Annotated in this window: 28 protein-coding genes; 8 read left to right on the top strand and 20 right to left on the bottom strand. The window is 38.6% G+C overall.

Translation table 11 applies throughout. The annotated features are described in order from the left end of the window. Nucleotides 1-4 precede the first annotated feature (4 nt). From ON073_RS02475 to ON073_RS02440, 8 genes are all read right to left on the bottom strand, one after another. Entirely contained in the window at nucleotides 5-499 is a 495-nt protein-coding gene (locus ON073_RS02475) for a GNAT family N-acetyltransferase (protein ID WP_274760273.1), read from the bottom strand. Between the two features lie 4 nt (nucleotides 500-503). Beyond that, the gene (locus tag ON073_RS02470; protein ID WP_274760272.1) at nucleotides 504-1,280 is read right to left on the bottom strand and encodes an alpha/beta hydrolase; all 777 of its coding nucleotides are present in this window, start codon (nucleotides 1,278-1,280) and stop codon (nucleotides 504-506) included. Further along, on the bottom strand, nucleotides 1,273-2,070 hold the full coding sequence (locus tag ON073_RS02465; protein WP_274760271.1) for a PhzF family phenazine biosynthesis protein: 798 nt from the start codon (nucleotides 2,068-2,070) through the stop codon (nucleotides 1,273-1,275). Before ON073_RS02465 ends, ON073_RS02470 begins: the two co-directional genes overlap by 8 nt. Beyond that, entirely contained in the window at nucleotides 2,067-2,438 is a 372-nt protein-coding gene (locus tag ON073_RS02460; protein WP_274760270.1) for a hypothetical protein, read from the bottom strand. Before ON073_RS02460 ends, ON073_RS02465 begins: the two co-directional genes overlap by 4 nt. Before the next feature lie 8 nt (nucleotides 2,439-2,446). Beyond that, complete coding sequence (locus ON073_RS02455; protein ID WP_274760269.1) at nucleotides 2,447-3,085, bottom strand: class I SAM-dependent methyltransferase; 639 nt, start codon at nucleotides 3,083-3,085, stop codon at nucleotides 2,447-2,449. Between the two features lie 8 nt (nucleotides 3,086-3,093). Beyond that, nucleotides 3,094-3,498: an MAPEG family protein gene (locus ON073_RS02450; RefSeq protein WP_274760268.1), complete on the bottom strand. Its 405-nt coding sequence runs from the start codon at nucleotides 3,496-3,498 to the stop codon at nucleotides 3,094-3,096. Nucleotides 3,499-3,545: 47 nt separating this feature from the next. Continuing rightward, nucleotides 3,546-4,058 carry a GrpB family protein gene (locus ON073_RS02445; RefSeq protein WP_274760267.1) on the bottom strand — a complete coding sequence of 171 codons (513 nt, stop codon included), beginning with the start codon at nucleotides 4,056-4,058 and terminating at the stop codon, nucleotides 3,546-3,548. Between the two features lie 117 nt (nucleotides 4,059-4,175). After that, nucleotides 4,176-4,607 (bottom strand): GNAT family N-acetyltransferase, encoded by a 432-nt coding sequence (locus ON073_RS02440; RefSeq protein WP_274760266.1) that lies wholly within the window; start codon nucleotides 4,605-4,607, stop codon nucleotides 4,176-4,178. Nucleotides 4,608-4,892: 285 nt separating this feature from the next. On the opposite strand from ON073_RS02440, the gene ON073_RS02435 reads away from it, so the two are divergent. After that, complete coding sequence (locus ON073_RS02435) at nucleotides 4,893-5,756, top strand: TIGR02285 family protein (RefSeq protein WP_342455407.1); 864 nt, start codon at nucleotides 4,893-4,895, stop codon at nucleotides 5,754-5,756. Nucleotides 5,757-5,882: 126 nt separating this feature from the next. Here the strand turns inward: ON073_RS02435 and ON073_RS02430 are convergent, their stop codons facing one another. The 4 genes from ON073_RS02430 to ON073_RS02415 all read right to left on the bottom strand — a co-directional run bounded on the left by ON073_RS02430 (nucleotide 5,883) and on the right by ON073_RS02415 (nucleotide 9,920). Next, nucleotides 5,883-7,502, bottom strand: a complete 1,620-nt coding sequence (locus ON073_RS02430) for a sensor domain-containing diguanylate cyclase (RefSeq protein ID WP_274760265.1) — start codon at nucleotides 7,500-7,502, stop codon at nucleotides 5,883-5,885. 125 nt (nucleotides 7,503-7,627) lie between these two features. Beyond that, nucleotides 7,628-8,338, bottom strand: a complete 711-nt coding sequence (locus tag ON073_RS02425) for a hypothetical protein (protein ID WP_274760264.1) — start codon at nucleotides 8,336-8,338, stop codon at nucleotides 7,628-7,630. Nucleotides 8,339-8,382: 44 nt separating this feature from the next. Further along, a complete protein-coding gene (locus ON073_RS02420) occupies nucleotides 8,383-9,222 on the bottom strand; it encodes a collagenase (RefSeq protein WP_274760263.1) in 840 nt (279 codons plus the stop codon). Between the two features lie 227 nt (nucleotides 9,223-9,449). After that, nucleotides 9,450-9,920 carry a hypothetical protein gene (locus ON073_RS02415; RefSeq protein ID WP_274760262.1) on the bottom strand — a complete coding sequence of 157 codons (471 nt, stop codon included), beginning with the start codon at nucleotides 9,918-9,920 and terminating at the stop codon, nucleotides 9,450-9,452. 538 nt (nucleotides 9,921-10,458) lie between these two features. Here ON073_RS02415 and ON073_RS02410 point away from each other — a divergent pair. From ON073_RS02410 to ON073_RS02400, 3 genes are all read left to right on the top strand, one after another. Continuing rightward, on the top strand, nucleotides 10,459-10,869 hold the full coding sequence (locus ON073_RS02410) for a GNAT family N-acetyltransferase (protein WP_274760261.1): 411 nt from the start codon (nucleotides 10,459-10,461) through the stop codon (nucleotides 10,867-10,869). Nucleotides 10,870-10,910: 41 nt separating this feature from the next. Continuing rightward, nucleotides 10,911-11,330: a hypothetical protein gene (locus ON073_RS02405; protein WP_274760260.1), complete on the top strand. Its 420-nt coding sequence runs from the start codon at nucleotides 10,911-10,913 to the stop codon at nucleotides 11,328-11,330. A 124-nt stretch (nucleotides 11,331-11,454) separates the two neighbouring features. Next, entirely contained in the window at nucleotides 11,455-12,099 is a 645-nt protein-coding gene (locus ON073_RS02400) for a glutathione S-transferase family protein (RefSeq protein WP_274760259.1), read from the top strand. A gap of 49 nt (nucleotides 12,100-12,148) precedes the next feature. Here the strand turns inward: ON073_RS02400 and ON073_RS02395 are convergent, their stop codons facing one another. Further along, nucleotides 12,149-13,126 (bottom strand): helix-turn-helix domain-containing protein, encoded by a 978-nt coding sequence (locus ON073_RS02395; protein WP_274760258.1) that lies wholly within the window; start codon nucleotides 13,124-13,126, stop codon nucleotides 12,149-12,151. Between the two features lie 388 nt (nucleotides 13,127-13,514). On the opposite strand from ON073_RS02395, the gene ON073_RS02390 reads away from it, so the two are divergent. Together ON073_RS02390 and ON073_RS02385 are read left to right on the top strand one after the other, a co-directional pair. Next, nucleotides 13,515-14,321, top strand: coding sequence for a DUF3369 domain-containing protein (locus ON073_RS02390; RefSeq protein WP_274760257.1), 807 nt, complete (start codon nucleotides 13,515-13,517; stop codon nucleotides 14,319-14,321). 63 nt (nucleotides 14,322-14,384) lie between these two features. Then, nucleotides 14,385-16,115, top strand: coding sequence for an ATP-binding protein (locus ON073_RS02385; RefSeq protein ID WP_274760256.1), 1,731 nt, complete (start codon nucleotides 14,385-14,387; stop codon nucleotides 16,113-16,115). A gap of 18 nt (nucleotides 16,116-16,133) precedes the next feature. Here ON073_RS02385 and ON073_RS02380 read toward each other — a convergent pair whose 3' ends face one another. The 7 genes from ON073_RS02380 to ON073_RS02350 all read right to left on the bottom strand — a co-directional run bounded on the left by ON073_RS02380 (nucleotide 16,134) and on the right by ON073_RS02350 (nucleotide 20,257). Then, nucleotides 16,134-17,366: a glycerophosphodiester phosphodiesterase family protein gene (locus ON073_RS02380; RefSeq protein ID WP_274760255.1), complete on the bottom strand. Its 1,233-nt coding sequence runs from the start codon at nucleotides 17,364-17,366 to the stop codon at nucleotides 16,134-16,136. Nucleotides 17,367-17,535: 169 nt separating this feature from the next. Further along, nucleotides 17,536-17,823: a YciI family protein gene (locus ON073_RS02375; protein WP_274760254.1), complete on the bottom strand. Its 288-nt coding sequence runs from the start codon at nucleotides 17,821-17,823 to the stop codon at nucleotides 17,536-17,538. A gap of 60 nt (nucleotides 17,824-17,883) precedes the next feature. Then, nucleotides 17,884-18,465 (bottom strand): class I SAM-dependent DNA methyltransferase, encoded by a 582-nt coding sequence (locus ON073_RS02370; protein WP_274760253.1) that lies wholly within the window; start codon nucleotides 18,463-18,465, stop codon nucleotides 17,884-17,886. A 237-nt stretch (nucleotides 18,466-18,702) separates the two neighbouring features. Further along, the gene (locus tag ON073_RS02365; protein WP_274760252.1) at nucleotides 18,703-18,897 is read right to left on the bottom strand and encodes an adenylate/guanylate cyclase domain-containing protein; all 195 of its coding nucleotides are present in this window, start codon (nucleotides 18,895-18,897) and stop codon (nucleotides 18,703-18,705) included. A 111-nt stretch (nucleotides 18,898-19,008) separates the two neighbouring features. After that, the gene (locus ON073_RS02360; protein ID WP_274760251.1) at nucleotides 19,009-19,320 is read right to left on the bottom strand and encodes a DUF6419 family natural product biosynthesis protein; all 312 of its coding nucleotides are present in this window, start codon (nucleotides 19,318-19,320) and stop codon (nucleotides 19,009-19,011) included. Between the two features lie 41 nt (nucleotides 19,321-19,361). Next, nucleotides 19,362-19,805, bottom strand: coding sequence for a hypothetical protein (locus tag ON073_RS02355; RefSeq protein WP_274760250.1), 444 nt, complete (start codon nucleotides 19,803-19,805; stop codon nucleotides 19,362-19,364). A 119-nt stretch (nucleotides 19,806-19,924) separates the two neighbouring features. Then, complete coding sequence (locus ON073_RS02350) at nucleotides 19,925-20,257, bottom strand: immunity protein Imm33 domain-containing protein (protein ID WP_274760249.1); 333 nt, start codon at nucleotides 20,255-20,257, stop codon at nucleotides 19,925-19,927. Between the two features lie 472 nt (nucleotides 20,258-20,729). Here ON073_RS02350 and ON073_RS02345 point away from each other — a divergent pair, with 472 nt between their 5' ends. Both ON073_RS02345 and ON073_RS02340 read left to right on the top strand, forming a co-directional pair. After that, on the top strand, nucleotides 20,730-21,782 hold the full coding sequence (locus ON073_RS02345) for a flavin reductase family protein (RefSeq protein ID WP_274760248.1): 1,053 nt from the start codon (nucleotides 20,730-20,732) through the stop codon (nucleotides 21,780-21,782). Nucleotides 21,783-21,847: 65 nt separating this feature from the next. After that, the gene (locus ON073_RS02340) at nucleotides 21,848-22,840 is read left to right on the top strand and encodes a fatty acid desaturase family protein (RefSeq protein WP_274760371.1); all 993 of its coding nucleotides are present in this window, start codon (nucleotides 21,848-21,850) and stop codon (nucleotides 22,838-22,840) included. Nucleotides 22,841-23,381: the final 541 nt, after the last annotated feature.

Here is a 23,381-nt window from a genome sequence, read left to right as displayed (position 1 = left end):
AGTGTTACAGAGTTAACTCAAAGTGCAGCATATCGCTACTATTTGAAGGTGTTTCAACAAAGCCCTGTTTTGTTAGCACATGGGCTGAGGCTGTGTTTTTTGTGCTTACGCCGCCATTGATCACATGCCAGTCATTTTGTGATTTGCCATAGGCAATTAAACCCGTCAGCATCTCCGTTGCTAAACCTTGACCCCAATGTGATTTTGCAAACAAATAGCCAATATGGGCATGATGATTTTCAACATAGATAATTAAAAGCCCGACAAGTTGCTCCGATTGATTTAAGTAAAGACCGTACACTTGGCTACTTTGTATTTGTTCGTTTAGCCATGTTTTTGCATCATGCTCGGTTGTTTTCCCCTGAAAACTAGGCGGCAAATGTTCGGTAACCTCATCGCTTAAAATACACACTAGTTGGCAAAGCTCACTGCTACTAAGCGCTTTACCCAGTGTTTTTATATTAAGACGTTTGGTATTGAACACGTTTTGCTTTGTCATTGTATTAGTGCTTATTGCTACAGGGTTTATCAGTTAAAAATAGCGCGATTTTGTCGGTAATGGCTTCTTTTAACCAAGTCGGGCCGCCATCGTACATATCGTTATGGCGTGACTTATCAATTTTAACGACGCAGACCGGGTATTCACTCAATTCGCTTGGTATGTAAAGCACGCCTTCATCTGCTGGGAAATCACTGCCACGAATTGATAGCACTTTGATATTGTGATTACGCGGAAGTGGTACTCGGCGATGATCAATGGTAATCACACGCTCAATAAAATCGACATTTTCATTTGCAAGCCACGACGAAATATCCCCACCATTTGAATGGCCAATGAGCGTGAGCGCATTAAAGTTATACCCAACAAATTTTTCGCCAAGAAAAGATCTGACAAAACGCAAAGTGGTTGCGCCACGTTGCCAATTTTCACTGCGTGTTTGGTATAAATTGCCTGTCACCGATAGAGGTGGGTCGCTTGGCAACTCATGACCAACGGCAATGGTTAAAAAACCACGCTGTTTAAGCAGGGTTTCAATAAATTGATACTCGGTATGCTTAATGCCGTAGCCTGCGCTAATTATGGCGACCGGACATTGATTTTTTTGCATGCAACTTGCTGAATTTATAGGCTTAGATACCGTCACAGGAATATTACGGTCGCGTGATTTATCGAATATACTTTGCTCATTCTTGTCAGCCAGCGTGACGTGACTGACAAACGCTAAAAAGAAGCCGCAAACTAAGTTTAATGGAAGCTTGTTACTCTTAATCTTAAACATTAATGGTGCCTGTAAGGTATTGCACTGCATCACCTGAGATTTTGACGCGCTCGGCGCTTACTTCACAGTACAAAATGCCGCTGCGTTTTGATGCTTGTAGCGCTACAATTTGTTGTTTATTAAGCTTTTCAGCCCAGTAAGGTGCGATGCCTGTGTGAATAGAGCCAGTTACTGGGTCTTCATCACCGCCATTGGCTGGCCAAAAATAACGTGATGCGCAATCAAAGTCTTTACTTGGTGCACTCACCGTAACATCAAATGGCGCAAGCTGTTTGAGCTTGTCAGAATCTGTGGTTATAGCGTTGATAATGTCTTCATTATCATAAATGGCGAAGTAAGCTTGGTTGTTTTTAAGCACTTCGATAGGCGGATGTGAAAGCCCTTCAAGCAAGGCTTTGGGAATGTCGCTGGTGGCAATAGAAACGGGTTTGCGATTTGGGAAATCCATTTCAATGCGGCCAAGAGCATTCTTAACTATAGTCATTTCGCCTACCGCGCTTGCGAAGAATTTAAGTTTTGATAATTCTGGGTGCTTAGCAAATAAAACAAATGCAGATGCAAGCGTTGCATGGCCACAAAAATCAATTTCAGTGAGCGGTGAAAACCAGCGAATATGAAAAACACCTTTACTATCTTTCACTAAATAAGCGGTTTCGGATAAATTGTTCTCGCTCGCAATGGCTTGCATTTTGTGTTTTGGCAGCCATTCAGTTGTAATGATGACAGCCGCAGAATTGCCTTTAAATAGCTCATTTGTAAACGCGTCGACTACGTGCATTTCAAGTTTCATGATTGTCCTTTTTCGTAAATTTTTTGCTCTATCAGCTCACTGGTAAGTGGTTGCCCTTGCCAGATAAATACTTTGCTTGCCCCACAGCCTAAGCCCAGCTCAAGTAGAATACGCTCTTCAATTTCACATAAACCACCGTCGTTGAGTACTTGTTGATGCATTACCAATGTAAGGCTTTGCAACAGCGATTTGCTTTGTACGCGGCTGATGGCCTCTTTGAGTTTGGCTTCACAAGTTTGAAAATGTGCGATAGCTAAACGTGCATTAGAAAACGCGCCAGTGATCACTTCCTGTTTAATAGCGTCAAAGTTGTCGATTGTGATGTGATCTTTATTAATAGTGACGTAAAGAACGTGTTGGTTAAACATGGTATTTCCTATTGCGCGCGTTTTTTAGCGTAAATAAAGAGATCTGTATCAGGTGTTGTTTTATCTGAATTCATCACTTTACGGTCAACCTTAATAATCTCAAACGCATATTTTTCAAGCATGGTAGTGAGGTCACTAAAGGTATGATAGTAAATGTACATTTGATCGCCCTTGCTGGATGTTTGCAGGCCTGAGCAAGCACTTTCACCTTCCATTGTGCTGATATGGAAAAGGCCACCCACGTTTAAACAGTTCGACACGTCTTTGATCAGATTTTCAACTTCTTGGGTATTTAAGTAAGGCGTACAAAAACCGCTAAATACAGCGTCATAGTGATGATTTAAATCGCTTAGATTACGTGAGTCCATCACTCTAAAGTGAGCTGTTGGATTATTCGCTTTGGCAAGTTCAATCATATTGGGTGCCAGATCAATGCCTGTGATCTGAAGATCGCTTCGTTTATTTAGCAGGTAGCGGGTTACATTACCTGGACCGCAGCCAATTTCGAGCATGCTAGCGTTTTTAGTTTTTAATAACTGGCAAAAGGTATCGTAGCTATCAAAGTAATGGTCGAAGTCCATATACTTATCTTGATATTGCTTTGCTAAACGATTAAATGTATCGACTGAAAGGGCGTTATTATCCATGTTTTCCTCTAAAACCACGCAATAAAACCTGCGATATTTATCACAATAAGCGCCACTAAACTGATGGCAAATAATGCACTACGCAATAATTTTAGATTTAAGTAATAACAAATTGCATACAGGGCACGTGCAACAAAGTAGCTGAGCGCGGCTCCGTTAACCACATTGCTGTTGGCATTCATGGCAATAGCAAAGGCTATACTTAAAATAAAAATGGCAATGCTCTCATTAATGTTTAAATGCGCGCGATTGGCACGAAATAATAAACTCGCATGATTGTTTTCAATGGGGAACCCCGGAGTTTGTTTTTTAACAATTGCAAGTACATCGGCAATCAGTAACTGCAATAACATTAATAGTGCAGTTAAACCGAGTGCTAAAAATGTAGGGTGATATTGAGTAAGGTCGACCATGATAATGTTGCGTATTAAATTTGGTTAAATACGCGAGCTCCGTTTTATTATTTATGGAACCACTTTACTGCATTCGCTAAATGCTCATCAATAAAATCATTTTTTAATGTGCAATATAACGCGCTGTTATTGTTACAATTTGTTGCAGCATTAAGTTTTACTTTTGCATAGTCGTTAGCGATTGACGGAAATGCAATAAGGTAGTCGCGAAAAACACGGTGCTTAAACAGTTGTTCATCCCCTTTTACAAACGCATGGATATGATGACTGCGATTATCTCCACCTTTTTGGAAATAGCGGCGGCCAGTAATGCCATTTTCACCTTTGGCTTTGTATCCAATGTGTTGAAGCGCTTCGTTGCACGTATCGAGCACATCGAGCGAGTTTACCTCTAGTAAAATATCAATAACCGGTTTTGCTGCTAGATTTGGCACAGCTGTACTGCCGATATGCTCAATTGCTATTAAATTGCTCGAAAGAATTGGGGCGATTAACGCTACTTCACTTTTAAATTGTGCTGCCCAGCTTGGGTTGTAAGGTAAAACGTCAATTTTTCGCATGTTCTATTCCATTTATTATTGTTTGATTGTGGCACAAAACGCAAAAGCCCAAAGTTATTAGCTTTGGGCTTTAGTTCTCACAAAGTGTTTACGCCAAACCGAGCTATTCACAATGGTTTATAACGTCATATGCAATATTGGAAAGGGTTTACCCATATCATCTAGTGGCGAACGTGACGCGATACAAAAGCCATGGTGTTGGTAAAAACCAACTGCTCTTGGGTTTTGTTCGTTAACATCTACTTTTGTGGCCGCTAAACAATCCATGGCGAACTTTAGTAATGCTGAACCAATGCCTTGGCCGCGTGCTGCATTTAGCACAAACAGCATTTCAATTTTGTTTTGATGAACGCCAATAAATCCTAATATTGCACCCACATCATTTTTAATACACTTTAGCGTTACCACTGGAAACGCGTGCTCTAAAATAATGGGTTTAAAAAACGCAATGTCTTCTTCTGTAATAAAGTCATGCGTTGCTCGGACTGAGTTTTCCCACACGACGAGCATTTCAGCATAGTCGCTGGGAAGCACATTTTCTACAATCATGGTTTTTCTCTTTGTAAGCCCAATTTTATTAATCATTTGATTACTCTAGCGAGTTAAATGTTCAGCTAATTAATGCAATTGGTATAACTGAAATTGATGTGCAGCCGCGAAACAGCAATGTAGCAAACATGTTTTTAGAAAGCCATGCGTTAAGTTGTTTATTGCTCAAATCAGTGGCGCTACAAGCGTTTAATATTTTTAATACCATCAAAGCATAAGTGCCTTATTTAATAGTAAAAATAAATCTTACCGAAAATTTTCTACATGATAGCCTAGACTTAAAAGGTGGTTGTATTAGAGGCGAGAAAAGTGCGAATTTTGTTACTTGTGTTGCTGCTCCCCACTGTTTGCCTAGCAGAGATGATAAATTGGATAGTGGTTGATTACCCACCCTATTATATTTTAGAAGGCGATTTAACGGGCCAAGGACGAGATGAGCTAGTAATTGATTTAGTATCCGCAAATTTAGTTGGGTATCAATTTAAACGTCATGTAATGCCGGCAAGTCGCGCGGTAAAAGCGCTTGGCAAAGATGATGTTGTGTATTGTATGGCGTCGTTGTATCGCAATAAAGAGCGTGAAGCCTCTATTAGTTTTACTGATGAGTATTCTACTTTAGGTTTGTCACCAGCAATAGCCATGCGAAAATCGCTGGCCGATAAATTACAACTGGAAAGTAGTGAGGCCGTGTCATTAACCCGTTTGATTATGCAAAACGGATTAACAATAGGCACGACACTTAATCGCTCGTTTGGTAAAGAAATTGACGAGATTATATCGCTTTCACCAGAGCAACAAATATCAGCGCGAGCAGGGCGCGATACGCTTGAAAGCTTAACCTATATGTTGCTTAAAGGCAGAGTCGATATTATTCTAGGTTACCCCAGTGAACACACTTATTTAAAAACAGTGATGGACAAGCAAGATGAGCTTATGCAAATTACGGTGTTAGAGGCTAAAGCCGTTGCTAAAGGCTATATTGGTTGCAGTAAAAATGTTGCTGGTGAAGCAGCAGTAAAAGCTATTAATTCGGTGCTAAGTAAGGTTAACCAAAGTGAGCAATTTAAATCAGTAATGTTGCGTTGGTTACCAGAGCATATGACACCAATTTTAAAACCTTATTTATCAGAGATAAGTAGTACACCTTAGCTTCTATATAATACGCTGGTAACTAATGTGGCTGTTTAGTCGTTTATCACATTTAAGTATTAAATAGAGATTATTTTTGCACGGGTCGATGTGTGCCTAGCACTTAACGTTTTGGCACGCAGATAGTTAAACTGCATGTTTGTGCATTTCGCTGTTGTAATCCACTACGCAGTTTCGGCCTTGCTCTTTTGCTTTATACAATGCGCTATCAGCCTGATGAAACAGTACTTCAATTGAAAAGTTATCAAATTCTTTGCAGCTTGAAACACCAAATGAAGCCGTTAAAAATGCTGAAACACTTGATTCTTTATGTTCAATACCATGGTTTTCTAATTCATTACACATGGTTAGGGCAATCGCCAGTGCATCATTTTGGCATGTGTTAGGTAAAATGATTGCAAACTCCTCACCACCATAACGTGCAACAACATCGGTTTCTCTTCGAGAATGTTGTTTTAGCACTTTAGCAACGCTTTTAAGTGCTAAGTCACCTTGTTGATGACCATAACTGTCGTTGTATTTTTTGAAGTGATCAATGTCTAACATAATTACACTGATTGGCATGGCATCTTCGTTTAATTGCTCAAGTACGTGCATCATAGCGCGGCGGTTAGCAATGCCAGTAAGTGGATCAGTATCGCTTAAGCGCTTTAATTGATGGTTGTTTTGTTTTAATGCATTTTGCTGCACATTTACTTTGTTAAACAGAATATCAATTAATAATGCTAATCGACCTATTTCATCCGCTCGCTCAATTTTTGTGGAAAGCTTAAAATCACCTTTATCCATTACTTCTCTTACTGTATTACGAAGATTTCTCAATGGGTAAATAATCATAAACGTGAGAATAAAGTAAATAACCAGCAATATCAGCAAAGAAAGCATAAGGGCTACAACCATAGATGTTTCAAAAACGCTGTCGTTGAACATTCTTTTTGGTGTTGGGTAGCTGAGAATGAGCGCGGGTTTATCAAAAATGTCGTTAAACTGCACATGAATATATGGAGAGGAAGTTCTAATTTGGTCAGTATTTTTTAAGTTTGAAAAATCAATTAAAGGATCAAACGATTGCGATGGACTAAAAGGGGTTGAAGTAATCGGATTTTGTGTGATTTCAGATAATTGATGTTCAATTTTGCCATCAAAATAACTCCAGACAAACATAGTACCAGCCAACTCTCCCACTCCTGAAGAGGGGAGAACACTTCCACTAACAAAAAGTACTAGCCTGTTATTTATGGTCACAAGTCCTTTTTTAAAAAGAATCTGTTGACCGTTATTGATGAGTTCTTGTCTGCTGATTAGTAATTGTTTTTTTAAACTAGGTGGCAATGCAGTAAATGGCGAGCTACTCATTGGTTGATTATTTTCATCAATTGCGAGTTCGTCGATAAGGTTTTGCTGGTTATCAAAAAAACTCATGCCATTAATTTTTAATGAGACAAATGACTTTGTAATGAAGAAGTTTTCTTCTAAATACTCAAGGTTTTGGTTTAGAACAACATTATAAAGTTCATCCCACACGGCGTTATCATAAACGAGCATTTCCAGTTCATTAAATACACGTAGCAGTGCTGAATTGAGTTTTTGAATGTCTTTCTTATCTTTTTCTACTTCAAGGGCGATAAATTGAGGAATAGTCCAATGTTCACGAATAATTAAGTGAACACTAGTAAACGCGAGCAGCATAATAATAAAAATCAGCAGTAACTTTATTCGCAAACTTCGCGCTACAAAATTAATCATAAACACGCCTATAAAAGTGTTAGAGAAAAGTGCATGGCACAGAGCACTTTTAACACTAGTATAGGTAAAGATTTACATTTTCGCTGAGCATAATGCTTAGTAGAACAACAAGGTGACTTTGTTAGTTAAAATGTTGATGTGAGCCGTGAATTTGCAAAATTAGTTTGCTCAGACAGAGAGTTATCTTGGCAACTTTGTAAATTGGAAAAGTGCCATGTGATTTCTTGCGGGTTATTTTGAATGCCCGATAACACCAATGTAACCATATTAAGCGAGCGCTTTTCATCGTCTGTTAAATGACAAATAAACGCCGATAAATGCTTCTGCAAATTTTGTTGTGTGTTGCTACTAATAACATCGGTTAAAACGCCTTTTTTAGCACTTTGATATTGATTGTTAGTTTTAGCTTTAGCGATGGTAAGTTCACTTAATTTACGACGCGTTTCTTCAGCTTGCTCTGAGTTTTTATCTGATTTTTCAAGCATACTGAGCTTTCTTTCGAGTTGGAAAATATGATGAGATAACGCTTTTGCTTGTTGTTGAGATGATAAAAACTGCTGCTTTTTATCTTCAGTTGCTAAGTTGAGCAGTTGTTTGTTGAGTTGTTCAGTTTGTTCAATCTGCGTAAAATTAATTACCAAGGTTGCACCTGTATATGGGTTGTAATGCCCCTTTACACGCGATATTGGCTGCATAAGTTCAGGGTTTTCGCTGGTATGATTTTGCTGCAACGATGCGCTCAGCGAAGTAACGAGTTGTTTTGTACTAACGGGTTTTGCAAGGGCAAATGTGCTGCTTAATAAACACCCTGTGATTAATAACGTGCGTATTTTCATATAAACTCCAATGAAAATCACATCCTTGTGATTAAAATTTAATATTAGTTACCAGCTAATGCGACCAACCAGCTTTGCCATTGTTGTTCATAGTTGGCAGCGGTATCCGCTAGAATGGTTTGATAATCTGTCCAGTTGCCATCGCGTGCAGCAGCGCGAATGTTACGTACTTGATCCATATGATTCTCAAACATAAAACGTGCGCCCAAATAGCCCCAGCGGTAAATTTCATCACTGCTATTTGAGTAATTAGTATTAAATACTTGATCTAGTGTACGGTCTTGGAAGTTGCCTTGAACTAACGCAACTGCGTCATCGTTTGCGTCTTTTAGCGAGATATATTCAGCCAGGCCTTCACTCCACCACACTGTGTTTTCAGGGTAATCAGAAAAATTACCTTTAAGGTCAAAACGGCCATCAAGGTAATGCACATACTCGTGCTCTAAGTTCCAAATTGAAAACTCAGGTCTCAACCAATCAGCTTCATGCGCATAAAAAGTTGCTTGGTTATTCGGGTCTTCAGCATTACCTTCGATGTACATACCACCATTATTGGTATTGATGCCAAATAAACGGAATCCATAACGGTCGTATTGACGATAATTGTCAAAAATCACCATTAATAAATCTTCGTTTAAATCGCCTGCTACAGGTTGATAACCCGTTTCTAATCGTTGGTGGAAATATTCTTCTTCTGCACCAACAAGCGCGCAGCTATCAATAAACTGTTGTTGTGTCATATCTTGCGCTTGAAACTTTAAGCTAGCGCTACAGGTAAATTGGTAAGGCAAAATTGAATCGCTAGTTGGGCGACCTTTCGCATCGGCTAAATTTGAGAACAGTAGGGTGGATACCGCAAGGGCAATAGGTGCAATTGCTTTCATTATTATAAGCTTCCTGTTGTTGTGAATGTAAAAATAATGTAAAGCATATATTATATAATGTATACAATTTTATAGTTTTAAGCAGTTTACTTTTGGTTATATGGCTTTCAATAAAGTGTAAGTTTTTGTATTTATATGTTTTTTAATATTAGGTAAATTGCAATAAAGGAAAGTTAAAATATTGAAATTGCTAATTGAGTGATTTTATAATTATTTTCAATTGAGAATTAGAACATCCGATTTTTCTTCTTATTTTCACTATTCTCAGACGTACTTATCAATGATTTAAGAGTTGGATTTTCATCTAGATGAGCTGTGACTTGCGCCATTTCCTCTTTACTTAATTCACCATAAAGTTTTGGGTAGGGCCAACCATACCCCCAACGAAATGTGGTTGGAAAAAACGGCGAACCGCCTACACGTACGCCAGCAAGCATTAAATTAGCAATTTGTTTTTCACCAACTGCAGCAACACATTCTTTTAATTCAATATCGGCGTCTTTTCGCTGTTGATATGTGCCACCTTGCCAGTAAGCTAAATCATGTGCCACACAACAATTTAACCACAACGTATTTTGTTCGAATGTGCCATCAGGAAACGCGCTACAGCCATCGCTAGTAAAAGGTTTTAGCTGGTTGGCAAAAGCTGGACTTATAAAAAATATTGAAGCAAAAATTAAGATTTTAAGCGACTTCATGGGTCTTTAGATACGTTGATTGTGCAATTAAAAGAATGGCTAGCATAACAGAAAGTAACCTTGATAAAACATGCCTCCATGAAATCAACTTTATTTTTGTTGTTAACCTTAATATTTAGTAACAATTCACAAAAAACTAATTTGCTGACAATGCCTTACAAAACGTGATATAAATTTCCCGAAAATAGGGAAAGTGGTGTTCGAAGTGAAATCAGAAAGAGAAAGTGTGGCAACCGCACTGTGTTTTGTAATTGGGTTTTTGTTTCTATCTACTGGTGCATATGACTTTGTTTATAACGGCCTGCACCTAATTGACTTAGTAACCCTTTTTTCAATTTTTCTTATTTTAATTAGCCTTGGTCTGGCCCCTAAATTCTTTTTTACCCCATTAAATCAATTGTTATCTTCTTCGTTTAGATTGCCCACTCTCGTAAAAAGTACAGTGCAAAAAACGTTTCTTTTTGCAGGCGTGAGTTTATTTTTAGTTTGTTTTATTTGGCAAAACCTATTTAACTAGCAATGTATTTGGGGGAACAAGATGTCATTCACTAAACATTATCAAGCTCCCAATATTACTGATTTTATGGCGCTCAGAAATAAAGTGGGATGGCAAACCCCCGCACAATCAGTTGTCGCAAAGAGCTTAGAAAATTCGCTATTTCATATTTGCATAGAAATAGATAACACCCTAGTCGGCTATGGCAGGGTTGTTGGCGATGGTGCAATGTATTTTTACTTACAAGATATTGTCGTTGACCCCGACTTTCAAAGCGCAGGAATTGGTAAAAGCCTAATGCAAGAAATTGAACGCTATTTGAGTAAGCAGATAACTCCAGGAGCGACAGTTGGTTTATTAGCCGCTCATGGAAAAGAGGCATTTTATCAGCAATTTGGCTATCAATCACGGACAGGAGAGCCGCTTGGTTTAGGTATGTGTAAGTTTATATAAAAACTGGTAACTGCATAAATGTTTTAAAGGATGGGAAGTTAATGAATAAATACTTTGTTATTGGCGGCTCGTTAAGTGCTTTTGCTGCGCTATTACACTTAGGGTGTATTTATTTTGGTGCACCTTGGTATCGTTTTTTTGGCGCTGGTGAAGAGATGGCACAACTTGCCGAACAAGGCAGCATCCAGCCAACAATCGTCACCAGCGTTATCTTTATTATTCTTACAACGTGGTCAGCATATGCATTTTCCGCTGCTGGGCTTATCAAAAAATTACCATTGATTCGCTTAGCATTGATTTTAATCACCTTTATCTATTTGGCGCGTGGGATAGCGGGCTTTTTTTTGATTTATCAACCTATGGGAAGAAGTGCTGAATTTTGGCTTTGGAGTTCAACCATTTGTCTTACAATCGGTTTGATTCACTTATCCGGCCTAAGGCAGCAATGGGCCAAATTGTAGCCTTCGATTTTTTTGTGGTCGCACTAATCGACTTACATCGTAATGCTTAATTAGTTCCAGCTATAAACTCGTATATTTCTAACTGTATGATTTAAATTTATTACTCATTTAAAAGGAAAGGTTTGTGTATCAGTTATATTATTATCCGCTTAATGCCAGTATGGCACCGCATTTTATACTTGAAGCGTTAGGCGTAGAGTATGAGTTGATAAAAGTAGACAGAAAAAGTAATCAACAAAAATCATCAGAGTATTTGGCATTAAACCCTGCGGGGCGTATTCCCACTTTAATTGATAACGGCACTGCCATTTTTGAAAGCCCTGCTATTTGCATTCACTTAGCTGAAAATCACCCAGATGTTAATTTGATCCCGCCATTAGGTGATAGTAATCGCCCGGTATTTTTCCAGTGGATGATGTACTTAACCAATACAGTTCAAGCTGAACTTATGCTGTATTTTTACCCTGAAAAACACACACTGGAGCCTCAGCACACAACACAGATTATTCAGGCCCAAGAAGCACGAATTACCGAAATGTTAGCGCTGCTTGATAACGAACTTGCCGATAAACCTTATTTGCTTGGGCAAATGATAAGTGCCTGTGACTTTTTCTTGTTTATGCTTTGTGTTTGGGCAGATGAATTTGAAAAGCCGCCGCTCGCTTTTACTCATTTATCACGTTATTTAAAACAACTTGCGAAGCATCCGGCTATACAAACAGTGTGTGAAAAAGAAAACTTAAGTTTGGCGGATTACCAATCGCTGTGAATTTAATAAAGTCGCTCAGTATTATAAAACTAAGCGACTTATCACGTGGCTATTCTTCTTTTGTTAAAAGCCCCATAAAACCCACCAAGGCTGCAAAGAGAACACCTGCCACAGGCCAAATAATCCAAGTTACACCCCAGTTCATCGTCCATAAACTCCACGCTAGGAAAATAGCGAGTACCAGTGGCCAATAAAAGGGCGCTAGTTTCATCGCATTGCGCTCATTTTGAGTAAGCTCTCGGTTTTTATCGCCCTCGTTCAAAATATGCTTGTATGCTTCGAACTCGCTTGATGTTGGGATAATTATCCAAAGGCCTAGTGTGACTAAAAATAATAATACCGCGAGCATAAGTAAGGTGAGATCAGCGCGACCAATCAACATCACAACAAGCAGTAAAGGGACAGTGCTACAAATAAACAAAGTAACCGCGAGCGATACTTTATTGTTGTAACTGGGTGTAAACCCATCGAGTTTTTCGCTAATTGCACTGTGAACACCGTACATTAGCTCAAACTTATTCTTTTCTATGAATGTAAGGTTGCGCTTAAATCCATTAGTTTGAATTACCAGCCTTACACCGACTGCAACCATTAAAAAAATAGAAATTATGCCCATAACCGTTGCTACTTTTTTATCTAATGCAACGCTTGCGGTGTTTGATAATGCTAATAAGAAAAATAATGGTACGGCTGAGCAAACAAAAAATGCAACGCCCTTTGCTGTGAGTATCGCTTGCTCTTTTTTCGCTTTGATATAGTCCAAAGCTTGCTCAAGACTTACTTGATTAACCTCGTTGTTGTCTTGCTCTGTTAAATGCTCAACCGCTTCAATTTCATCTTTTAATAAAAAGTCAGTTGAGACATTAAATAGCTCGGCTAATTTAATTATTTTATTTAAATCAGGAATGCTGTTTGTGCTTTCCCATTTAGAAACAGACTGACGAGAAACAGCCATTTTTTCGGCTAATTCTTCTTGTGACCAGCCTAGTTGCTTTCGGCATTTTATAATTTTCTCTGATAGGATCATTTTATTTTACTCTGTGTGTGAACTTGCCTTCAGATTAGTAATTACGCTGGTTGCACACTAGCAAGCTGGCGTGGAATTTTGTCAACTGGCAGTTGCATTTGCTTATTTTTATTAGAAATTTAGCAAATTTTCGTAGTTTTGTTGTTGTTTGTTATTTTCTCAGTGTCTTACATGTGTTTGATAAAGTCATTAGTAATATGCATTGAATGTATGGCACTTGGCTTTTATGAAAAGGCGATTGTTGTTCGTTAAATGACATATCTGAACACCAAAATATTTTTTTAATCACAAATTTTTTGCTTCTTTTCACTTAGCTTTGATGTAAGTCCTTTTGATAGTCACCTTTTATTGATAAGTTTGAACAATAATAAAAAATGATGGACTCAAAATGGATTGGCTCGCAGCAGAAACCGAAACAGTAGTTAACAATCGCAAACCGTGGAAAGTGGTCATTGTAGACGACGATATTGAAGTGCATAAAGCGACCAAGCTGGCGATGAAGTCATTTGAATTTATGGGGCGTCGGCTTGAGTTTTATAGCGCTTACAGTGGTTTGGAAGGCAAAGCGTTATTAGAGCAGCATAATGATATTGCGGTGATATTGCTCGATGTAGTGATGGAAACGGATGATGCAGGCCTTAAATTAGTCAATTATATTCGTAATACCCTGCAAAATACGCAAACGCGAATAGTGCTTAGAACCGGTCAAGCCGGTATGGCTCCAGAAAGTGAAGTGATTAAAAATTACGACATTGATGGCTATAAAGCAAAAACAGAAATTACCTTAGAAAGCCTAACCCATCTATTTTATGTCGCACTTCGCTCTTACCGCGATATCTCTCGTTTAGGTAATTATAAAAATGCCCTTAAAGCGCTGCTTAATTCTGTGCTGAAAGTAGATAAACTCAATGATCTGGAAGCCTTTTCGAGTAATTTACTTACCTATCTAAGTGATGTATTGGATGCCTATGAAGCTGAACTGGTTATCAGTAAACGAAAAGCATCCATGATTAACATTAAAAGCACACATACGACAGTTGTAAATGCACAAGCTGACGATTCGCCTAGCATTAATCTGCCTGCGTTTATTGATAGAGTGGCAACCGCTCAATCACTTATTTATGATGGCAATTTTGCAGGAATTTACTATAACAATGAAGAGGACTTAGAAGCAGTCGTGGGAGGACGCCATTGAACTTATCGAGATTTTTACAGAGCATGTATGTGAATTGATAAGTAAAGTGACGGGATAAATACCATGTTAAATTTTGACATAGACAACATAATCACCTCACTTAAATCAACCTATGGTAAAGACTTTTTAGATACCATTACAATGCAACTGCATAAGTCTATCGGCGCGCAATTTACCTTTATTGCAAAGTTAGATACCGAGCGCAATGTGTCTAAAACCATGTCGCTGGTGGCAGGGGATGATTTTGCTGACAATTTTGAATATTCCTTAGAGCACACCCCCTGTGCAGATGTGAGTGAAGATTCGACCTGTATTTTCCCAAGTGCAATTTGTAATTTATACCCTAAAGATCAGCTTTTAATAGATATGGGCATCGATGGCTATATTGGCGCACCATTACACGATTCTAAAGGGGCTGTGTTTGGCTTAGTTGTGGCGCTTTACAGCCAGCCCATCACTCATGCTAAAGAGATTGCCGCGCTGTTTGAATTATTTGCAGGGCGTATTTCTGCTGAATTAGAGCGTGAAGAAAAAGAGAAAGCACTTTTTGAACTTAATCAGTCACTTGAGCAAAAAGTAGCTTACCGTACCTTTGAACTTGAAAATGCGCTTGAGCGCCTTAAAAAATCACAAAAACAATTGATAGAGCAAGAGAAACTAGCATCACTTGGCCGCTTAGTTGCAGGTGTAGCACATGAAGTAAACACTCCGTTAGGAGTTGCGGTGCTTGGCAATTCTACGGTGATTTCAGGCATTCAAGCACTTGAAGCCAAGCTGAACAATGGCACGCTTAGCAAAAGCGATCTCACCACTTTTATTGCCGATGCAAAAGAGGCAAGTAGCGGAGTTGAATTTAATTTAAATCGAGCCAGTGAATTGGTTGTTAACTTTAAACAAATGGCAACCGATTTTCATTCAGACCCTAAAAGTGACGTTAACTTAGCAGAGTGGGTAAACTCAATTGCAAACAGCTTAAAGCCTATGTTACGCGGTGCCGGAATTCGCTTAAACCTTGAATTACCATGTGAAAAACTAGTAGTAACATCTTATCCATCGCGTTTAGCACAAGTGATCACCAATTTAGTGTCGAATGCAATTAAACATGCTTTTCCAGAAACGTTTGCTATTGATGACAAGGTAATCACAATTGCACTTACTGGCAGAGCATTTAATTACTCGCTGTTAGTCGCTGACAATGGCATTGGCATGGATGAGCAAACAAAATCACATATCCTCGATCCGTTTTTTACTACTGGTAGGGCTGCTGGTGGCATGGGCTTAGGCATGAATATCGTGCACAACCTAGTGACTGGTTCATTAAACGGGCAATTGGTGATTGAAAGTGCGCCTAATCAAGGTACTCAGGTTCGTATAAACTTTGACACCTCAGACGAAGATAGAAATTTACTTAAAAGCAGCTTTAGTCGAGCTACTTTGGATAACTATCAGTTTTATTCATCATTTCATGACAAGCTGATCAATAGCGACGCTAAAGTTGAGCGATTATTTGCTAATGTGGATTTAGCTCGCCAACAAACAATGATTCTGCAATCGATCAATCTTATGGTAGAAAATTTAGGTAACCTTGATGTCATTTTTCATTCACCTGATGCTAAAACCATGCTCAAAAAACACCAAGCCATGGGCATTGATGATGCGATGCTAACACTTTGGAAAGAGTGCTTATTAGCAACACTAGCCGAGTTTGATAGCGAGTTTGATTCGCTAGTAGAAAATGCCTGGGAAAACGCACTTTCAGAATATACGCAGTATTTTTTAGCGCATCTGCAATAATCGTTTATAAAAAATTACTTACAGTGACTGCTCTAATACGCAGTTACTGTAAAACGTAGTAGTGGCGGGCCAATCGCTAAATACTCCAATTACGCCTACCTGTTTGGCTAGAAAATCAAGCAGTTCAAAAGCGAAGCCTTCATTTTTAATGGCCGATTTAACTGATTGATAATAGAAACCACCGCCTTCGGTAAGTAACCCCGAGCGCTCTAATGTCCATGTAATTATTTTTAACCCTGCTTTTTTTGCCTCTAGCGCATAGGCAGACTCAATCAGCTGATTGTTTTCATCTAAACTTACCAACACCCAAATCGGCGGCGCAATAATATTGATGCCCATGGCTTTTAATTCGCTCATGCTGTGTTGCCACGTTGCGGGGTTATTGTGATCAAAATTATCTTGTTCATAGCCATCGTCTAAGTACACGGCTTGTTTGGCAAAATCAGGATGGTGTTTAATCCAATATTGCAAATCAGCAAGTTCAAACGATTGCACAAAAACATCATTGGGTGAAATGCCCGCTTGTTTATATTCACTAATTAGCTTTTTTGCGTATTCGTGTTGTGACAGTCCATCAAACGGCATTGTTACTTGGGGCTTTTTAAGCTCAGGTGTCATTTTTACGCCAAGGTTCTTAAATAACTCAATACTTTGCTGGTGCGTCATCAAGGTACCTTTAGCAGCGTATAAGTCTGTTCGCCAATTAGGTGTGCCAGCAAGGTAGTCTTGCGGCGTTTTGGCATACACATTGGCGCCGTCCATTTTGCCTGATAATTGTAAGAATTCTGCGAGAGTAAAATCCGAGGTGCAGCATTCTACTTGTGCTTTTTTGCCAAGCGTTTTATCGCCTGGGGTAAAAGGTATGCGGCATTTTTTAGCAAGTTTTGGCTTTGCCAGCACATTTGTTGTTTGGTGTAGGTCACATTGTGAATGTCTACATACTAGGGCTTGGTCTTTAGTAAAAGCGACATCACATTCTAAAATGCCTGCACCCATTTTTGCTGCAGCAAGGTAAGACTCTTTGGTGTGTTCTGGAAATTGCAGCGGTGCTCCGCGATGACCTATTGAAAAATCAGACTGCTTAAACCTATTTGCATCACAATTTTCAAGAAGACTTTTAAGCGGCGACTGATCCATTTGCGAGACGAGATAATAAGGGCGAATACCCACGTCAACGTTTTGGTTATGCGTGTGTGACATGCTTTGGCAGCCACTAAGAAGTGCAATCATTATTAAAATTATCGCGCGCATATATTGCCTTTGTGGTTAAGATTTTTCCATTACAGCACAATAAGATGACAAAATGTGAAACAACACATTATTTTTGGCGATACGCATATTAACCTTGCTCTGGTGTATTAATACTTGAGCACTAGCAGTGTGATTTTGTTACTTTACGGCCATGCCTAAATGACATTGTTTAATCAATCAAAAACTTCAGCTCGGTGGCTGCTTTAGTCGGTGTAACTTCTGTTATCTCGTAGCTGGCTATGTTTTCACGATAAAAAGGGTCGTGTGCGAGTTCGCGCTCAAGTGTTTTGCGATCGTTAATGGTTGAAATGATCACGCCACCTGTTCTTGGTTCTTTTCGGCCGGATAAAATGAAATGCCCTTTTTCATATTGGGCATTTAGGTATTCAATGTGCTCAGGTATAAATTTATCAACCTCGTTAAGTGGCACTTGATAGGTGAGTGAAATAATAAACATATGTCGTCCTTGATTTATAAAAGTAAAGTCTGATTATTAGCGCGAAAAGGCCAATACGCTTTAATTGTTTTTAGCGATGCCCATTAACACCTGCATCGTACTATTGTTGCTGGTTAATGAAAATGCGTTAGTCACGTTTTCAACAAGCAAGTTTGCGTTTTCATAGCCTTGGCTGATCATATCTGGTGTAAAACCAAAATCATCTTGCTCATTGCGCTGCCAATCCCACTGTACAAACGTACCGTTTTGTTTTAACAAGCGTTTAAAGAGCGCCAAAATGTACTGGTAATCTGGTACAAATGCACACACGGATGATGCAACAATTAGGTCAAAGCCTTCACGCAATAATGGGTTATTTTTAATTTCATGTTCTGATAGTTCTAAGCTAAGCGCCGTTACATTAGTAAGCGATTTAGCGTTGAGCACATCAATCATTTTTGCTGATGTATCAATAGCTATGACGTCAGCTGCTGATTGGGCTATTTTTTCAGTGAGCAAGCCTGTGCCACAACCAAAATCGAGAACGCGCATACCACTTAGATTAGTAAATTGTCTTAGTGACTTGAAAGCATTTTCTGCATAAAGCATCACATCTTCATTGGTATCCCAACCATCGGCATATTCATCCCAACTGTTGCTCATATTTGTTCCTGTTTTAAAAGTGATTAAGGTTTCTTGCACGCGAGCAAAACGCGTACTTCATTTATTACGCATCTAGTCGAGAGTTTAACGTTATGAATTAAAAGTAATAATTTAAAAAAGCGTTTTTAGTATGCAGTTAACTTATCGCGAATTAAGGCTAAACGCTACAGAGCTAAGCGTAACACAAGTGTTATTCGGTAAGTGAGCTGAAATCTTTTTACTTAAAGGGAGATAAGTTTAATCTTCATCAGTAAACACCGTAATTTCATTGGTTTTTCCTTTTAAACTAACATCTTCAAGTTGAGTTAATGATGTTAGCGCGGATTGTTCCACAGTTGCTTTACTGATTAAGGTTTTTAGGTTGAGCTCTTTGGCTTTCCTTTCTAAACGTGCCGTAATATTCACAGTATCGCTAATGACGGTATAATCCATACAACATTCGCTACCAATTCACTATTCCTTTAGATTCATAACGTTTCAATATAGTAAGTTCAAATCTATGGCTCAAAATAGGAAAAATGAGTACACCCCTCAGTATTACATCTATTCACTAATTATGCTTGCAACCAGTTTCCTTATACCTATTAGAACACCACCAAATAAAGCAGAGAAGAGAACTAAAACGAATAGAAGTGTTACTTGGTTTGATATGTCGATGTTTGGGCTTGCAATAACAGCCAGAGTATTAATTAATAATAAAACCAGACCAGATTGAATATAGCCCTTATAACCAATGAATCCTGCGAATAAAAGCATTAGAAAAGAAACTCCAATAGCTGGAGTAAATGGTGCAGTGGCTAGCAACAGACATAGTATTGAAAGCGCTATAGAAATCCCTATTGCAATTTTTGCCACAAAATCCTCCTTGATATATAACGTCCACTTTTGATGGCTTTTTATATGCCTGATTTACCAAGCCTATATTGCTCTATACTACCAGCCATAAAACAAATACCAACATAAAACCAAATAGTGCTTGCTACAATTTGCCAGATATCAAAGCCCGAAGAGGTTAAAAATGTTGGAATAGCGATTAAACCACGCAACGTACAAAGGGTTGCTATGGTAATTAAAGCAGGACGTAGTAAAGGTAGTTTTCGAATTAAGCCTACCGCAGAAAAAGCAAAAACGGAGCAAGCAAACATTAAACATGCAACTATTACAGTGCTAAAAAAAGCAAGTGAAGTACCTTGAATTGCAGAATCTATGATCGGTTGAGGTGCGCGAGCAAATGCAAACCAACTAGGCCCTCCCACAATACAAAGAAGGTGCCAAATAGCAGAAGCTGATGCAATGACTCCAGCACTGATTAACAACTTCGATTTAACACTAAAATTCAATGAAAGCCCCAATACTTTACTGGCATATAACGTCGCAATATAGGCGAAAAATAGCAGGCTAAACTAAGCGAAGAATGAGCGCAAGCCTGCTGTTTTGCGTCCATTGTTTAATTAAATTGTTATATGCTGATTAAAGCCAAGTCTGGCCACACATCCTCGTAACCATCAGCAATTAAAAACCGATGCCCTGGAGGTAATGCTAAATAAGGCATTATTTGAGGAAGGTATTTATCAATATGGCTGACGTGTAATGGTTTGAAGAAGTCAGGTTCATCGCTCCATTCTTCTCCGCACCAGATATACCAACCACAAGTTCCATTTTCTGCAACGTGCCTTAGGCCATTTATAGGAAGCTTACCGATTGTTTCAATGGCAATTCCCAATTTTTCCTCACCATTACAAGGCGTATATTCTGCATTGAATTTCGCGCAAATATCTACCTGATTACTCATTGACTTCCTTAGGCATATAACAGCTTATTAGTACTCATTTCGATTTAAGGAAGTTACCCACAACCTAATTTTTTACGCTAATAATTTTTTAATATTTTCAGTAGATTATCAGCATATTTTTGCTCTATCAATGTAAAGTTGGGATTAGATGATCGCGCCATTAGAGGGCCTTTATTTAATTTAAATATTCTCATTTCAGCTTTTACCAAATCACTCACATCAAAATTTTTTATAAAAAATAATCATAACTAAAAGCGGCTTTACAATAGTCGCCTTTAAATATTTTTAAATTTTAATTCATTGTTTTAATTGGCTTTAATTTTTATTTTGAATGTTCCTTACAGGATTTACTCATTGCACGCAGTTCAGGCTTTAAAGTAAAAACTCTATTTTTACCTGTTAGGGGGCTTGAAAAAAAACACCTGTTCAGCTTACACTTGTGCGCTGAGTGAGCGTACACGTGTAAGTTTAAATGAGTTTTATATTCAACCCCTTAACAAATTGGTTTAGTAAACAGTTTTTCCATCATCGTTCGATGGCTGGCTATTTTGAGCCTGTAATTCAAATATTTAAGCCAAGTTGGCGCGATGGTTATTACCGTGCAAATGTGCAGTCGGTAACATACATTGCTAACAAAACAGTTTCGATAGAGCTCAAAGTTGAGTCTCGTTGGCCTACCCATAAAGCTGGGCAACATATTGAGCTAACAATAGAAATTAACGGCCGCTTAGTAACGCGCGTATTTACCATTGCCTCTAGCCCAAATCAGGCAATGCATGAAGGCGTGATCCGTTTAGTGATAAAGCAGCATGATGTTGGTGCATTTACGCCGTTTTTATCCCGTTTAACTGTGAATTCATGGGTTAATATTTCAAAACCCAAAGGCACATTTTTATTGCCACAGTCTAACGCTGTGACTTTTTTTGCTGCGGGTTCAGGTATTACGCCGTTTATTGCGATGTTGCATCAAGCATTACATGACGAAATCCCGCCAATTCATTTGGTGTATTACGCAAAACCAAATGAGCATTTGCTGGTGGCCGAACTTGCCAGTTTGCGCAACCGCTTAGCAAACTTCACGTTTACGTTACTTAGCCGAAGTACTGACGGGGATGTTGCTGCAAAATTGCCAGAATTTATCGGTTCCCAGTGGCTGGTATGTGGGCCGCAAGATTTTTATAAAACCATCAAAAACTATGCAGATACGCATCAGCAATCAATTGAAAGTGAGCATTTCTCGCTTGTAGATTTGCACACACAAGGTGACGAAAAAGCGCATTTTCAGGTGGATCATGGTGGCATTAAATTTACAGCCGACAATCAACAGCCGCTTTTAGCGCAGTTTCAAGCAAATAAAATTAACGTGCCTTACGGCTGTGGCATGGGCATTTGCCATCAATGCCAATGCGTAAAGAAAAAAGGCGTAGTGCGTGATATTCGCAACGGTAAATTATCAGATTACGGTGAAGAGTTAATTCAATTATGTGTATCGCAAGTGGTGTCAGATGTGGAGTTTAAAGCGTGAACACAGTAGCAGAACCAAATTACGATTTATTAGCCGAGCAGCTAAACGAAATTCAATCAACAACTATGGCAAAAGTGGGTGAGCAAGACGCAAACTATATTCGCCGTGTGATTGTAACGCAGCGCATTTTAGAATGGTCGGGCCGTATTTTATTGGTGCTTGGCTTTGTCTCGCCGTGGCTTTGGCTTGTAGGTGTACTTGCCCTTGCAACGGCTAAAATTCTCGACAATATGGAAATAGGCCACAATGTAATGCACGGCCAGTACGACTGGATGAACGACAAGCATATTAATTCCAAAGCGTATGAGTGGGATATTGCTTGTGACGGCAAAAGTTGGAACCGCGTACATAACTTTGAGCATCATACTTACACTAATATTATTGGTAAAGATCGTGACTTTGGTTATGGCTTATTGCGCTTATCAAACGATTTTCGCTGGCGTGTTAAAAACCTTTGGCAATTTATCACTTACCTAAATTTAAGTGTGTTGTTCCAGTGGGGCGTGTCGTATCACGAACTCGCCGCAGAGCGCGTGTTTTTTGGTAAGAAAAAAGATAATCGCGACTACAAAGTGCCACATAGTGAGCTAAAAACACGGTTTTTTAGTAAAGGTGCGCGCCAATTAATTAAAGATTATCTAATATTTCCACTGTTAGCAGGGCCATTCTTTTTATGGGTATTAGTGGGTAATCTAATTGCCAACTTGCTACGTAATTTATGGACATCAACCATCATATTTTGTGGTCATTTTACTGGCGATGTAAAAACGTTTAGTGAAAAAGAATGCGAAAACGAGACAAAAGGGCAATGGTATTATCGCCAGGCATTGGGCTCATCCAATATTAAAGGTGGAAAGTGGTTTCATATATTAACCGGGCATTTAAGCTTTCAAATAGAGCACCATTTATTTCCTGATATGCCAGCCAAGCGCTACCGTGAAATTGCGCCTAAAGTGCAAAAGGTATTTCGTGAACACGGTATTCAATACAACACAGGTAGCTTTTTTAAACAATATGGCTCGGTAGTAAAACGCATTTTGCGCTACTCATTGCCATAACGCGCAAGTAAAAACAGTTCCTTAACATAATGTGCCCAGTTATTGTCTGCCAACATATAGCATGGGTGCATTATTTTCATCTCATTGAACATTCTGTTCGCCGTGTTTAACAAAAAAAGTCGCCACTGTTTGATAAACTAATAAAGTTAGAAAAGAAGGTGAAATTGCGAGCGTTAAAAACCTTACAAGCGGTATGTGTTTACAATTTTTTACAAAGCATTTTGACGATTTATATTTAATTTATGTAAATGAAATGTGCCTTTTGTTTGTTTCTCATTCGGTTTGAAACTTTTTTAGTTATTTTATATTTTATTTATATTCCATTTAGTAATTATTTATATCTCTTAGCGATAAGTTTTGTCGTATTGCCGTCTTTAATTGTTAATATGGAATTTAACTCTTTATATTCATCCTGTTAACTTTAACCATGGATTTGTTTTCAGCCTTTTTTATTAGTTATTTACTATTCTTTTTCAGTACTCTATTTATCCCTACCTTTTCTATGGTTTTAGCCTCTATTTCTCACATGTTTCAAACAAAT

Source organism: Pseudoalteromonas sp. G4 (genome assembly GCF_028875915.1).
Taxonomy (GTDB): Bacteria; Pseudomonadota; Gammaproteobacteria; order Enterobacterales; family Alteromonadaceae; genus Pseudoalteromonas.
The sequence above is the reverse complement of the archived record's forward strand: the minus strand, read 5'-3'. Positions and strand labels throughout refer to the sequence as shown.

What these genes read in the sequence shown, in the direction of transcription:
- ON073_RS02475 (WP_274760273.1), bottom strand. Translation starts at nt 499, where the DNA reads ATGACAAAGCAAAACGTGTTCAATACCAAACGTCTTAATATAAAAACA.
- ON073_RS02470 (WP_274760272.1), bottom strand. Translation starts at nt 1,280, where the DNA reads ATGTTTAAGATTAAGAGTAACAAGCTTCCATTAAACTTAGTTTGCGGC.
- ON073_RS02465 (WP_274760271.1), bottom strand. Translation starts at nt 2,070, where the DNA reads ATGAAACTTGAAATGCACGTAGTCGACGCGTTTACAAATGAGCTATTT.
- ON073_RS02460 (WP_274760270.1), bottom strand. Translation starts at nt 2,438, where the DNA reads ATGTTTAACCAACACGTTCTTTACGTCACTATTAATAAAGATCACATC.
- ON073_RS02455 (WP_274760269.1), bottom strand. Translation starts at nt 3,085, where the DNA reads ATGGATAATAACGCCCTTTCAGTCGATACATTTAATCGTTTAGCAAAG.
- ON073_RS02450 (WP_274760268.1), bottom strand. Translation starts at nt 3,498, where the DNA reads ATGGTCGACCTTACTCAATATCACCCTACATTTTTAGCACTCGGTTTA.
- ON073_RS02445 (WP_274760267.1), bottom strand. Translation starts at nt 4,058, where the DNA reads ATGCGAAAAATTGACGTTTTACCTTACAACCCAAGCTGGGCAGCACAA.
- ON073_RS02440 (WP_274760266.1), bottom strand. Translation starts at nt 4,607, where the DNA reads ATGATTGTAGAAAATGTGCTTCCCAGCGACTATGCTGAAATGCTCGTC.
- ON073_RS02430 (WP_274760265.1), bottom strand. Translation starts at nt 7,502, where the DNA reads ATGATTAATTTTGTAGCGCGAAGTTTGCGAATAAAGTTACTGCTGATT.
- ON073_RS02425 (WP_274760264.1), bottom strand. Translation starts at nt 8,338, where the DNA reads ATGAAAATACGCACGTTATTAATCACAGGGTGTTTATTAAGCAGCACA.
- ON073_RS02420 (WP_274760263.1), bottom strand. Translation starts at nt 9,222, where the DNA reads ATGAAAGCAATTGCACCTATTGCCCTTGCGGTATCCACCCTACTGTTC.
- ON073_RS02415 (WP_274760262.1), bottom strand. Translation starts at nt 9,920, where the DNA reads ATGAAGTCGCTTAAAATCTTAATTTTTGCTTCAATATTTTTTATAAGT.
- ON073_RS02410 (WP_274760261.1), top strand. Translation starts at nt 10,459, where the DNA reads ATGTCATTCACTAAACATTATCAAGCTCCCAATATTACTGATTTTATG.
- ON073_RS02405 (WP_274760260.1), top strand. Translation starts at nt 10,911, where the DNA reads ATGAATAAATACTTTGTTATTGGCGGCTCGTTAAGTGCTTTTGCTGCG.
- ON073_RS02395 (WP_274760258.1), bottom strand. Translation starts at nt 13,126, where the DNA reads ATGATCCTATCAGAGAAAATTATAAAATGCCGAAAGCAACTAGGCTGG.
- ON073_RS02390 (WP_274760257.1), top strand. Translation starts at nt 13,515, where the DNA reads ATGGATTGGCTCGCAGCAGAAACCGAAACAGTAGTTAACAATCGCAAA.
- ON073_RS02385 (WP_274760256.1), top strand. Translation starts at nt 14,385, where the DNA reads ATGTTAAATTTTGACATAGACAACATAATCACCTCACTTAAATCAACC.
- ON073_RS02380 (WP_274760255.1), bottom strand. Translation starts at nt 17,366, where the DNA reads ATGCGCGCGATAATTTTAATAATGATTGCACTTCTTAGTGGCTGCCAA.
- ON073_RS02375 (WP_274760254.1), bottom strand. Translation starts at nt 17,823, where the DNA reads ATGTTTATTATTTCACTCACCTATCAAGTGCCACTTAACGAGGTTGAT.
- ON073_RS02370 (WP_274760253.1), bottom strand. Translation starts at nt 18,465, where the DNA reads ATGAGCAACAGTTGGGATGAATATGCCGATGGTTGGGATACCAATGAA.
- ON073_RS02365 (WP_274760252.1), bottom strand. Translation starts at nt 18,897, where the DNA reads ATGGATTATACCGTCATTAGCGATACTGTGAATATTACGGCACGTTTA.
- ON073_RS02350 (WP_274760249.1), bottom strand. Translation starts at nt 20,257, where the DNA reads ATGAGTAATCAGGTAGATATTTGCGCGAAATTCAATGCAGAATATACG.
- ON073_RS02345 (WP_274760248.1), top strand. Translation starts at nt 20,730, where the DNA reads ATGAGTTTTATATTCAACCCCTTAACAAATTGGTTTAGTAAACAGTTT.
- ON073_RS02340 (WP_274760371.1), top strand. Translation starts at nt 21,848, where the DNA reads ATGGCAAAAGTGGGTGAGCAAGACGCAAACTATATTCGCCGTGTGATT.